This window comes from Bradyrhizobium sp. BWA-3-5 (assembly GCF_032917985.1).
GTDB lineage: Bacteria > Pseudomonadota > Alphaproteobacteria > Rhizobiales > Xanthobacteraceae > Bradyrhizobium.
The window spans coordinates 6,738,400-6,750,398 of the sequence record NZ_CP136626.1; the positions used below are offsets into that span (position 1 = coordinate 6,738,400).

Here is an 11,999-nt window from a genome sequence, read left to right on the forward strand (position 1 = left end):
TTTCCTATCGCGGTAAGCCGAGCGCGCGCTGTGCAATCAGGCTGCGCTGAATTTCGTTCGTCCCGATGCTGATCACCCACATCAGGGAATGACGCAGATTTTGCTCGAACCGGCCGTTGTCGACGGCGCCCGGCATCTGCTCGGAAAGCGCGGCGCGCATGCCGAGCATGTCGAGCGCGGCCTCGCAGAAGCGCTCCATCAATTCGCTGGAAAAGACCTTGCTGATGGCGCCATATTCCGGCGGCGTGATGCCATCCGCCGCGAGTTCGGCGCAATGCATCATCAGTTGCCGGCCGATCTCGATCTCGGAGGCGAAATTTGCCATCCTGTCCCGGATGATCGGATCTGCATTCAACTCCGGCCGGCTCAGAAGGTGCTGCCGGAGCTGTTCGAAGGCATGCACGACTTTCAGCACAATGCCGCCGCCGACCAGTCCTCGCTCGAAGGCGAGCGCCCCGGTCAGGACCTTCCAGCCCTCGTTCACCCGGCCGACCAGATTCTCCAGCGGCACGCGAACATTGTCATAGAAGATGTTCGCGAACGATCCATCGTACATCGTCGTTGCCGGCTGGATGGTGATTCCAGGCGCGTCCATCGGAACGATGAACATGCTGATGCCGGCGTGAGGCGGCGTCGCGCTGCTGTCGGTTCGCGCCGCCAGAAACATGTATTTGCCCCACCAGGTCGTGGTCCAGATCTTCTGTCCGTTGATCACCCAATGGTCGCCGTCGCGAACCGCGCTGGTCCGGAGCGCCGCGAGGTCCGATCCCGCCTGCGGCTCGCTGTAGCCCATCCCGTGCATGGCCTCGCCGCGCAGAATCTCCGGCAGGTATTTCCGCTGTTGCTCGGGCGTGCCGAACATCATCAGGGCGTTGGACTGTATCGACGCGCCGATGCGCGGCGCTTCGCTGCGTTCCATGGTTTCGATGAAGGCGATTTGCTCGATCGGCGTCCGCGCCTGACCGCCGAACTGTCGCGGCCAGCCGAGGCCGATCCATCCCGTGTCCCCGACGTCGCGGGCAAATTCGGCATCGAACTCGCGTTTGGCGAAGGGCCTGGCGTCGAAAGCGGCCTTCCTCTCAGCCGCCCAGTTCTGCGCCAGCCAGCGCCTAACCTGTTCACGCAACTCGTTGCCGGCGGTGCCGAGATCGTACTGTGGCAGGCCGGTGCCGCCGCCATCGAACAGACGCGAGGCAAGGCGCCGTTTGGCATAAGCCATGCCGCCAAGCGCAATCGTGTCCAGATGCACGCGCTTGAAATGCCGGGGCGCTTCGTGTTCCTCGGCATAGCCGATAGCGCCAAATGTGTGCTGCGTCTCGAGCGAAACCCGCCGCAACGCCGGCCCGGCGAATGCCATGGCGCAATCGGCGAAGTACGACCAGTCGTCGTCAGCCTTGTCGAGCAGTCTTGCCGTGTGGTGCAGAACGAGCCTGATACCCTCGAGGTCGATGAAGCAATTGGCGAGCTTGTGCTGGATTGCCTGAAATCTTCCGACCGGTTGTCCGAATTGCGTCCGCTCCTTGGCATACTCCGTCGCCAGCTCGAATGCCCGGCGTGCAGCGCCATGGGCTCGCGCCAACAATAGGGTCGCGGCGATCGATCGCAGCTCGCCGAGGCTGACGTCGCCGAGGGGAACGAGCGTTGCCGGCACCGCGTCCAGTGTCAGCTCCCAATTGCCCCACGCGCCCATCGCCCGCGTGGGCACGCGCTTGACGCCGGACACCTTCAGGTCCACGAGCGCAAGCTCGGTTTCACACACCGGCACGAGCAGGTGCGTGGCGCTTCCCGCCGCTTCGACAAAACGAAGCGATCCCGTCGCCCTTTCGTTGTGGAGTGCAATCGAGCCGATACCGGAATCAGGATCGAAAGCGCCAAAGGAAAACGCCACCCGTGCACTGCCGTCCCCAAGCGCCGGTCGCATCTCATTGGCAGCGGAGGAAGCGCCCGGCAGCATGATATTCGCCAGCACCGCCGACCACATCGGCGCGGGACAGGCGGCACGCCCCAGCTCTTCCATCACGACAAGGACCGCGGAAAAACTGCGTTCCTGCGGATCGGCCCCCAGAACCGTCACACCCTGCCGGACCAGCCTGTCCCATATGGTGGCGATGGCTTCCGGGGACGCGCCTTCCATCGGGCCGTCGGCCCGCCAATGCGTTTCGAGGAGGCCCCGCATGGCGTCGCGAAGCAGCTCTGTAATGTCATCGCTCTCGACGCACACCGCACCCATCGCAGGGCCTCACGCCTGGCCGAATTTCGGCTTTCGCTTTTCCTTGAACGACTGGGTTGCTTCCTTGTGGTCCGCGGTCTCGAAGGTGACCTGTTCGAGCGCCATCGACGCTTCGAGCAGCATGTTGACGCGATCCTTCACGATCTGGTTGATCGACAGCTTGGTCCAGCGGATGGCCCAGGTCGGCCCGTTCGCGAGCTCGATGGCGATTTCCCGCGCCTTGCCCAGCACTTCGGCACGGGGAACGACATGATTGACGAGGCCGATCCGCTCCGCTTCCCTGCCCTTGAGCAGCGTGCCGCGGATCAGGAATTCCTTGGCCTTGTTGATGCCGACCAGCAGCGGCCAGATCACGGTGCCGCCGTCGCCGGCGACGAGGCCGACGCGCGAAACATGCGTGTCGCCAATGCGCGCGTCCTCGGACATTACAGTGATATCGCACAGCAGGGCATGCGTCGCGGCCAGCCCGATGGCATCGCCATTGATCGCCGCGATGATGGGCTTGTCGAGCTCGAGCTGCCGGGTGACCGCCCTGCGGCTAATCATGGGATCATGCACCTCGCCCTCCTCGAGGACATCTCCTCCGGGGCGCTCCGACATTGCCTTGACGTCACCGCCGACGCTGAAGAAATCGCCAGCACCGGTCAGCACCACGACGTTGACGGCGTGGTCGTCGCCAAGGTCGTCCCAGATCGTCCGCAGCTCGCGGATCAGCTTTTGATTGATCGCGTTGCGGGACTGCGGCCGGTTCAGGGACACCGTTGCCACCTTCTCCGATACCTCGACCTTCAGGCATTCGTATTTCGCGTAATTCGACACTTTATTCCTCCCGCTGTTATCGTGTTCCGAGCTTCGGCTCTGGTTTTCGCTCCCTAACGCCGCATGCCCGGCTGGATCTCGGCCAGCGCGACATGCAGCGACATGGCGCCGGGATCCTGCTCGAGCATCCGCTGCACAGCTTCGAGATGCGTCCGCATCAACCGGCGCGCCGATGCCGCGTTTCCGCTGGCGATTGCCGAGAGCAGTTGACGCCGCCTCTCGGCCAGCCGGCTCATTGCAACGCCGCTCGATGCCACCTTGGCGTAGACAAAGCGCATGTGAATTTCCGTCACCGAATCCATGATCATCGCGATGACCTTGTTTCCGGTCGAAGCCGCGAGCAGCTTGTAGAATTCCCGAGAGCACTCGACCCGGTCGAGCAGCCTCCCCTCCTTCGTCGCAAGTTCCGTTCGCTGGATGTTGGCCTCCAGCGCGTCCAGATCGGACTGACGCGCGTTGTCACACGCAAGACCCACGACGAGGTCGAGGACATGGACACGGGCCTCGGACAACTCGCGAACGGAAATCGTACCGAGGCTCAGCATGTCCCGCATGACGTCGTTCATGCGGCTGGTATCGCCTTCCTGGATGAAGGCGCCGCCTTTGACGCCCTTCAGCAATCGAAGCACACCGGCCATCTCGAGGCTGCGCAGCGCCTCCCTCAGGACATTCCGGCTCACGCCGAGCTGCTGGGCGAGATCGCGCTCCGGCGGCAGCTTGTCACCCGGCTTGAGCAGCCCGAGCGCGAGCTGCTCGCGGATGCGCTCGCAGATTTCCTCGAAGGCCCGCCTGGTGTGGATCGGGCGGAACCGGGGGACCGGCGCCGGGCTTGCCGCCGCCCGCTGATCGGCGGGACGCTTCGGCCTGGCGGACGAGAAATTGCGTGACCGCGCAGCGGCGCGAAGGCTTGACTTGGTGCTCATACGGTGGATTATTAAATGGATCACCCATTCAATGGAAGCCCCTTTTTGGGGGCCTCCCGTCAAAAGGTTCGCAAGAGGTCCATGAGTTTTTCCGAGGAGCAGCTCGCATTCCGCGACACCGTCCGCAGGATGGCCGACAAGCATGTGGCGCCCATCGCGGCCGAAATCGACGAGACCGACCGCTTTCCGACCGAGCTCGTGAAGCTGTTCGGCGAGATGGGCCTGATGCAACTTTGGGTGCCGGAGCAGTATGGCGGCCCGAACGGTAATCTCACAATGGCCTGCATCGCGCGCGAGGAAATCTCCAGGATATCGCCGGCCTGTGCGTCGATCGCCTGTCTGAACACCATGTTCATCATGCCGCTCCTCCATTTCGGTTCGGAGGAACAGCGAAGAAAGTACCTGCCGATCATCGCCAAGGGCGGCGTCGTCACGGCCATTGCGATCTCCGAGCCGCAGGCCGGCTCAGACGTCACCGCGATCGCGACCCGCGCCCGGAAGGATGGCGATTGCTACGTGCTCGACGGCCGGAAGCAATGGTGCAGCTACGGAGCGGTCGCCGACTATATCGTGGTGATGGCCCGGACAAGCGACGGTTCAGGCGCGGATGGCATCAGCGCGTTCATTGTCGAGCCGAAGAAGATGGCAGGCATTTCTTTCGGACGTCACGAGCGCAAGATGGGTTTCCGGGGCGCGCCGAATACGCCGATCTTCTTCGATAATGTGCGCGTTCCGCAGGAAAATCTGGTTGGGGAAGAAGGCAAGGGCTTTCGAGCCTCGATGCGCGCACTCGATCTCAATCGGCCAACGATCGGAGCGCAGTCCGTCGGACTGGCTCAGGGCGCACTCGACGCCTGCGTCGCCTACGCGAAAGAGCGCAAGCAGTTCAAGAAATCGATCTCGGAATTCCAGGGCGTGCAGTTCATGCTCGCGGACATGGCCATGCAAATCGAGGCCGCACGCGCGCTGGTATACGAGTGCGCGCGCGCCGGCGACGCGGGTGACTGGAAGCGTCTCAACGTTCTTGCCAGCATGGCCAAGTGTGTGGGTAGCGACATGGCCATGAAGGTCACGACGGATGCGGTGCAGATCTTCGGCGGATATGGCTACACCATGGATTATCCCGTCGAACGCATGATGCGCGATGCGAAGCTGACGCAGATCTTTGAGGGCACGAACCAGATCCAGCGGGTCGTCATCGCCCGCGAATTGCTTCGTTAGCGTGCGGTCTTGAGCGCCGCCTATCCCTGCTCGACGAGCGAATGCAGCGCCTTGACCGCAGCCTCCCGCTTCTCCGCAGCGACAAACAGACTGACCGAATGCGGCGATAGCACGTATTTGTCGGGGACAATTCCGTGCTCGCCAAGAACCTGCAACGCCCTGAACGGCAATTCCGATGAGATTCCGCCGAAACAGGTGAGACTGACCGAGCTTGAAGCCTCGCCCTGCTTGCGCAGATCCTTGGCGTGCTCCAGCGTGCGCAGCAGGGCGTCTAGCCACTCCGCATCGCAGGCCACGGTCATGCTGGTTTTTCCAGCGGTGAATTGTGATGCCAGGAGCTGCGGCCAGGACAGGCTGTTTTGCTTGAGATGCTGCGCGAACTTCTCGAAACCGTCATTGAGATCCACGCAATCGATTTCCACATGCTCGATGCGCGCCATCGAGTTGACGGCCAGAACCTTTCCGTTTTCCATGCCAGCAACCTCTTTCATCACGAGCGTGCTGCGTTTGACGCCGCCCCACTGCTTGAGAACCAGACGCACATCCTGACTTTGCGCCAGTTCGACGCTGCGAAAATGCAGAACCTTTGCCCCCCAGAAGCACATCTCCGACAGCGATGCGAAGTCCACGCGCCGCAGGGGTGTTGCATTCGGCACGATGCGCGGATCGGCCGAACAGATTCCGTCGACTTCCTTGATGATTTCACAGCGCTCGGCTTTCAGCGCTGCGGCCATCGCAACCGCTGTGGTGTCGCTGCCGCCCCGGCCGAGCGTGGTGATTTCCCTGGTCACGGGGTTCACGCCCTGAAATCCTGCCAGCACTACAACACGCCCACGATCAAGTTCCTCGCGCACGCGCATCGGCCGTACATCCAGAATGCGTGCGGCGGAGTGGGAGCCGTCAGTCATCACGCCAGCCTGGCTGCCGGTGAAGCTGATCGCCGGCACGCCGAGATCGGAAAGCGCCATGCTCATCAGCGACATGCTGATGCGCTCACCGGTCGTCAGCAGCATGTCGAGTTCGCGGCGGTTGGGACTAGGGCTTACCTGATAAGCCATCTGGATCAGTTGATCGGTGGTCTTGCCCATGGCGGAGACGATCGCCACGACACGATAACCGCGGCCATGCAGGTCGGCGAGACTGCGCGCAACGGCACGAATCTTCTCCGGCGTCTCAAGACAGACGCCGCCATATTTTTGCACGATGATGGGATGGTTGCGCATCTAGCCTCGGTGAGAAACCAGGTTCGCCTCGCCAACCGAGCCGACACCACCCATCCATGTGCCGGCGACTTCAAAGTTCGGAGTGAAAGCGACAAGGTCCGCGCGGTATCCTGGCGCGATCCGTCCGAGCTCGGACTCAAGGCCCAAAAATGCTGCTGGCGTCCGCGAGGCCATGATGAGGGCATCGACAAGGGGGATTCCGAGCAGCGCAACGGCGTTGCGCACCGCTTCGATCATTGTGAGATGGGCTCCCGCCAGCGTGCCATCCGGACCTGTCAGGCGGTTTTCGTGCAACGTGATCTGCCTTCCTTGCAGCATGAATTGCCGGTCATTCGTGCCCACCAATGGCATGGCATCGGTGACCAGCATCAATCGATCGCGCCCCTTGCAGCGGAAGGCAATACGCAAAGCGCCGCGGTCAACATGGATGCCGTCGCAGATGATGCCTGCAAACAGCCGGTCGTCATCAAGCGCGGCGCCGACCAGACCCGGCTCCCTTGCAGTCAACTGCGACATGGCATTGAACAGATGCGTCACCCCGGAAACACCGCGATCGACCGCCCGCCCGATTTCGGCCGCGGTAGCGTCGCTGTGGCCGGCCGCGATACGCAACCCGGCGCCGCGCAATTCATCGATCATCGACGCAGGCACGCATTCCGGGGCCAGGGTCACGATGGAGCGGCCGCAGCCTGCAAAACTTTTGATCGCCGCAAGATCGCGCCGATTGGGAGCGCGTATCTCGGCTTCCGGATGAATACCCTTGCGAGATCTGTTGAGGGCCGGTCCTTCCAGATGAAAGCCGAGCACGCCGGGAATCAGACAATTCTCTGCAATTGCCGCCAACCGCTCTAGAACCTCGCTGCGATCGGTGATGAGGGTCGGCAAGCAGCCCGTGGTGCCCGCCTTGCGATGCGCCTCAACGATGCGTCGAACGCCGGCCTCTGTCGGCTGGTCGTTGAGAAGAACGCCGCCACCTCCGTTCACCTGGATGTCGATAAATCCGGGTGCAAGGATCGTCTCTGCGGGAAGGTGGATTGCATCGCGCGGCTCCGCCTCGCCATAACCGATGCTTTCAATCCGCCCCCGCGAGATCCTGACCGTCCCCGGCCCGCGCATCTCGATACCATCGAAGATGTGCTGCGCGGCAATGATGAGCGATGCAGAAGACGGAGCGTGGTCCATCAGTGTTCATCCGGAAATGGCGGTCACGGACTCGTGAGGCGAGTCCTCTCCCGCATAGAACTTCATATGTACACCAAAGGGGTTGGAAGGACCCGAAGCGAAACCCTCGCGTTAACTTTCCATGAGAACAAAAGGTACCACGTATCTCGGCATTGATGGCGGCGGAACCAGTTGCCGCGCCCGGATCGAGGATGAAAACGGCAGGGTGCTCGGTGAAGCAAGCTCGGGGCCTGCCACGACGCGGATTGGCCTCGAAAAGGCTTGGCGGTCCATCATGGAGGCGACCGAAGCGGCGGCCGCACTCGCCGGACTGACGCGCGAGGATTTCGCGCGGATGCAGGCCGGAATTGGCCTTGCCGGTATTGGTCGCCGGGGCGCGGAAACCGCGCTCAACAAGATCGCGCATCCCTTCGCGTCCGTGGTCTTCATCAGCGACGGCCTGGCGGCCTGTCTTGGCGCCCATAGTGGCGCGGATGGGGCCATCGTGGTGGCCGGCACCGGCTCTGTGGGGATCGGCCTGATCGACGGCCGCGAAATCCGTCTCGCCGGTTACGGCTTCCCCGTGTCGGACGAAGGCAGCGGCGCCGACATCGGCCTGCAAGTCGTTCGACTGGCGCTGCGCGCCGCGGATCGCCGCAGCGAGCTGACCCCGTTGCTTTCAGAGGTGCTGGGCGCATTCGATCAAGATCCGTATCAGGCGGTGGCGTGGTCTGAAGAGGCCCGGGCCAGAGACTATGCTGCATTCGCGCCGATCGTGATGCGGCATGCCAATCAGGGCGATCCGGTCGGCCGGCGCATCGTCGAACGCGCGGCCGATGCCATTGGCGATCTGCTGGATCTGTTCCTGGCGCGAGGGATCGAGCGGCTCTCGGTGGTGGGCGGGCTCGCGGATGCCATCACACCCTGGCTGACGCCTGACCTGCGCGCCCGCCTGAGGCGCCCTGACGCCGATGCGGCGGCCGGCGCGCTATTGGTGGCGCGAGGCCGGCTTGCCCTGCCGAAGAGAGAAACCGACCATGAACAGGCTTCGAAGTTCCGCGTTTGAGGGCGCTTGGATCAACAACATGGCCACCGAGGACGTCGACCCCCGTTTTGCCGACCTTGACGCATGGTCGCTCTCATCGGCGATGGAAGCCATGTGGGAGGGCCAGCTTGCGGCAGTGGCGGCGATCGGCCATGCCCTTCCGGCGATCACCGCAGCGACCGAAGCGGCCAGGGCGGCGCTCGGCGAGCGAGGCCGCATTGTGTATGTCGGCGCCGGCACCTCGGCCCGCGTAGCCGTCCAGGACGGCGCGGAGCTGACGCCGACCTTCGCCTGGCCCAAAGCGCGCGTCCACTTCGTTGTCGCCGGCGGCGACAGCGCCTTCGTCACCAGCATCGAGGGTGCGGAGGACGATGTCGAAGATGCGATCGCGCAGATCAACGCCGCACAGCTCACACAACAGGACGTCGTGATCGCCGTTGCCGCCAGCGGCACAACGCCATTCACGGTGGCGGCGCTGCAGCAGGCAGGCTCCTTCGGTGCAGTGACGATCGGTGTCGCCAACAATCCCGGCACCGCACTGCTTGCCTCGGCAAAGTTTCCCATTCTGATCGAGACCGGCCGCGAGCTGATCGCCGGCTCCACGCGGATGAAGGCCGGCACCGCGCAGAAGGTCGTACTCAACCTGATCTCCTCAGGGATCATGCTGCGCCTTGGCCGGGTGTATCGTGGCATGATGGTGAACATGCAGCCGACCAATGCCAAGCTGAAGCGGCGTGCCGAGGCCATGGTGGCGCAGATCGCGCAATGTAATCCGTCGCACGCGGCACGCTCGCTCGAACAGGCCGAGGGAGACGTCAAGACAGCAGTTCTTCTGGCATTGGGACTAGACCGGGCTGATGTCGAGACCATTCTGAAGGAGGGCGACGGCAACCTTCGCCGAATATTTGCCGAGCTCGCCAGGGATCGTGATTCGGATCGCGATTTGCATCGTGAGCGGCATTCCAAGGAAGCGGCGGGACGCAAGCAGGGCGGAGCGATGGAGTCGTGACGACATCCGCAATGGCGAGCGAAATCGCGGAAAGTGCGGAGGTTGTCGCCAAAATCTTTCGTAACCGGCCCGCCACGCGCGACATCGCACAGCGAATTGGGATCGGTTCGGCCCCCCTGTGCGTCGTGTGCGGCCGGGGAAGCTCCGGGCATGCCGGGGTTTACTTGAGATATCTTGTGGAGACGCGGCTTCGCCTTCCGGTTTCGGCCAGCGCGCCTTCGGTGATCACGGCATTTCGCACGCCCTTACTTCTGCGTCATGCGCTGTTCATCGTGATCTCGCAATCCGGGCGCAGCCCGGATCTTGTCGCGGCAACCAGGTCGGCGCGCGCCGCGGGCGCCCGCACCGTCGCCATCGTCAACGCGACGTCATCGCCGGTGGCTGACGAAGCGGAGTTCGTCGTTCCGATGGAAGCCGGCCAAGAGCACTCCGTCGCGGCGACCAAGACCGTGATCGGTTCGATGGCTGCGGGCGCCGCACTCGTTGCCGAGCTGGCGGGAGATCGTGCGCTGCAGTCGGCACTCGACCGACTGCCCGCGCGCCTGCACCGCGCGGTGGCGCTCGACTGGTCCGAGATATCAGATGACCTCGCCAAGGCGTCGGCCGTGTTCGTGGCAGCGCGGGGCCTCGGCCTCGGCTCGGCGCGGGAGATCGCGCTCAAGCTTTCGGAAATCCTGCGCCTGCCGTCGATTGGCCTGAGCGCCGCCGAGCTGCAGCATGGGCCGCGGGCGGCGCTATCATCGCGCACGCCTGTCATCATGATGCGCCTGATGGATGAAACGGCTGTTATGGTGGACGCCTTGGCGGAAGAATTGCGCAGGCAAAAGATCGCGCTGCATCTATGCGGCGGACCGCAGGGATCGTTGCCCTGGTTGGCGGAAGATGACCCCTCCACCGACCCGATCACCATGCTGGTTCCGGCCTATCGGATCATTGAGCAGACCGCGCGCGCCTGCGGGTTTGACCCGGATCGTCCCCCTCGCCTGAGCAAGATTACCGAGACGTATTGACGGCGAGCTGATCTGAGAACGGTGATTTGCACGCCGCCGTTATGCCTCGTTCAAGGCCTGCGCGATATCAGCGATGAGGTCGGACGGATGTTCGATGCCGATCGACAGGCGGATCGTGGAATCGAGGACGCCGATCTTGCGGCGGATTTCAACGGGAACGCCGGAGTGGGTCATGCTGGCCGGCAGGCTGGCGAGCGACTCCGTGCCGCCGAGGCTCACCGCCAGCTTGAAGATCTGCAGCGCGTTCAGGAATCGCGACGCCGCCGCCTGGCCACCGACGATGTCGAACGAAAACGTGGAACCGGCGCCCAGGCATTGTCTGGCGAACAGGCGGCCGGCAGCCGAGGCTTCGTCATGGTGCGCAAGATAATGAACCCGCTCCACCTTGGCATGGTCGCGCAGATAATCCGCCACCAGGCGGGCATTCTGGTCGGCCTTTTCCATGCGCAGGCTCAGCGTCTCGAGGGAGCGGCCAAGCATCCAGCAGGAGTGCGGATCGAGCTGGGTGCCGATGGCGCCGCGCAGCGCCTTGATATCTTTCAGCAGGGCTTTGGAGCCGAGCGCGGCGCCGGCGATCAGATCGGAATGGCCGCCGACATATTTGGTCAGCGAGTACAATGAAATGTCCGCGCCGTGTTCGATCGGCCGCTGGAACACTGGTCCGAGCAGCGTGTTGTCGCATGCGACGATCGGCGTGTGGTCCTGCGCCTCGCCGATGTTGTCGGCGATGCGGCGGACCATCGCGATGTCGACGAGGCCGTTGGTCGGATTCGCCGGGGTTTCGATCAGAATCATCGCCACCCGGCCCTTTTGCATGGCCTCGTCCGCCGCCTGCTCGACCGCATCCTCGTCGATGCCATCGGCGAAGCCCACCGCACGGATCGAGAAGTCAGCCAGCGTCTTCGCCAGCAGCGTTTCCGTCCCGCCATAGAGCGGCTGCGAATGCAGGATGACGTCGCCCGGCCGCGCGAAGGCCAGGATCGTGGTCGCAATCGCCGACATGCCGGACGAGAACAGCGCGCAGGATTCCGCGCGCTCGTAGACGGCCAGGCGGTCTTCGACGATCTCGCTGTTCGGATGATTGAACCGAGAATAGACGAGGCCAGCGCCCATTCCCTCAGGCGGCTCGCGCCGGCCGGCCACGTAATCGAAGAAGTCCTTGCCATCCTCTGCGGTCCTGAAGACGAAGGTCGAGGTCAAAAACACCGGCGGCTTGACGGCGCCCTCCGACAATTGCGGATCGTAGCCGTAGTTCAGCATCAGCGTTTCGGGATGCAGCGTGTGATTACCGATGTGGGTCTTCGACGGAAACGGTTTGACCATGGCCTCTCTCGCTGTCTTGAGGGAACATCGAGCCC

The 11,999-nt window shown here is 63.4% G+C and carries 10 protein-coding genes; 4 read left to right on the forward strand and 6 right to left on the reverse strand.

Going from position 1 to position 11,999, the window contains the following annotated elements; genetic code table 11:
- Nucleotides 1-4: 4 nt before the first annotated feature.
- The 3 genes from RX331_RS32375 to RX331_RS32385 are packed head-to-tail and all read right to left on the reverse strand — an operon-like array spanning nucleotide 5 to nucleotide 3,972.
- On the reverse strand, nucleotides 5-2,230 hold the full coding sequence (locus tag RX331_RS32375) for an acyl-CoA dehydrogenase (protein WP_317253644.1): 2,226 nt from the start codon (nucleotides 2,228-2,230) through the stop codon (nucleotides 5-7).
- A gap of 9 nt (nucleotides 2,231-2,239) precedes the next feature.
- Entirely contained in the window at nucleotides 2,240-3,049 is an 810-nt protein-coding gene (locus tag RX331_RS32380; RefSeq protein WP_317253645.1) for an enoyl-CoA hydratase/isomerase family protein, read from the reverse strand.
- A gap of 53 nt (nucleotides 3,050-3,102) precedes the next feature.
- Nucleotides 3,103-3,972, reverse strand: a complete 870-nt coding sequence (locus RX331_RS32385; protein WP_317253646.1) for a FadR/GntR family transcriptional regulator — start codon at nucleotides 3,970-3,972, stop codon at nucleotides 3,103-3,105.
- Between the two features lie 81 nt (nucleotides 3,973-4,053).
- Between RX331_RS32385 and RX331_RS32390 the strand changes: the two genes are divergently transcribed.
- Nucleotides 4,054-5,193: an acyl-CoA dehydrogenase family protein gene (locus RX331_RS32390; RefSeq protein ID WP_317253647.1), complete on the forward strand. Its 1,140-nt coding sequence runs from the start codon at nucleotides 4,054-4,056 to the stop codon at nucleotides 5,191-5,193.
- A gap of 20 nt (nucleotides 5,194-5,213) precedes the next feature.
- On the opposite strand, the gene RX331_RS32395 is transcribed toward RX331_RS32390, so the two are convergent.
- Both RX331_RS32395 and nagA read right to left on the reverse strand, forming a co-directional pair.
- Nucleotides 5,214-6,416 carry an aspartate kinase gene (locus RX331_RS32395; RefSeq protein WP_317253648.1) on the reverse strand — a complete coding sequence of 401 codons (1,203 nt, stop codon included), beginning with the start codon at nucleotides 6,414-6,416 and terminating at the stop codon, nucleotides 5,214-5,216.
- Nucleotides 6,417-7,598 (reverse strand): N-acetylglucosamine-6-phosphate deacetylase, encoded by a 1,182-nt coding sequence (gene nagA, locus RX331_RS32400; RefSeq protein WP_317253649.1) that lies wholly within the window; start codon nucleotides 7,596-7,598, stop codon nucleotides 6,417-6,419.
- A 121-nt stretch (nucleotides 7,599-7,719) separates the two neighbouring features.
- Between nagA and RX331_RS32405 the strand changes: the two genes are divergently transcribed.
- The 3 genes from RX331_RS32405 to RX331_RS32415 are packed head-to-tail and all read left to right on the forward strand — an operon-like array spanning nucleotide 7,720 to nucleotide 10,641.
- The gene (locus tag RX331_RS32405) at nucleotides 7,720-8,643 is read left to right on the forward strand and encodes a BadF/BadG/BcrA/BcrD ATPase family protein (protein WP_317253650.1); all 924 of its coding nucleotides are present in this window, start codon (nucleotides 7,720-7,722) and stop codon (nucleotides 8,641-8,643) included.
- Nucleotides 8,644-8,662: 19 nt separating this feature from the next.
- A complete protein-coding gene (locus tag RX331_RS32410; protein ID WP_317253651.1) occupies nucleotides 8,663-9,631 on the forward strand; it encodes an N-acetylmuramic acid 6-phosphate etherase in 969 nt (322 codons plus the stop codon).
- 11 nt (nucleotides 9,632-9,642) lie between these two features.
- Nucleotides 9,643-10,641: an SIS domain-containing protein gene (locus RX331_RS32415; RefSeq protein WP_317258289.1), complete on the forward strand. Its 999-nt coding sequence runs from the start codon at nucleotides 9,643-9,645 to the stop codon at nucleotides 10,639-10,641.
- A 39-nt stretch (nucleotides 10,642-10,680) separates the two neighbouring features.
- Here the strand turns inward: RX331_RS32415 and RX331_RS32420 are convergent, their stop codons facing one another.
- Nucleotides 10,681-11,964 carry a cystathionine gamma-synthase family protein gene (locus tag RX331_RS32420; RefSeq protein ID WP_317253652.1) on the reverse strand — a complete coding sequence of 428 codons (1,284 nt, stop codon included), beginning with the start codon at nucleotides 11,962-11,964 and terminating at the stop codon, nucleotides 10,681-10,683.
- Nucleotides 11,965-11,999 lie beyond the last annotated feature (35 nt).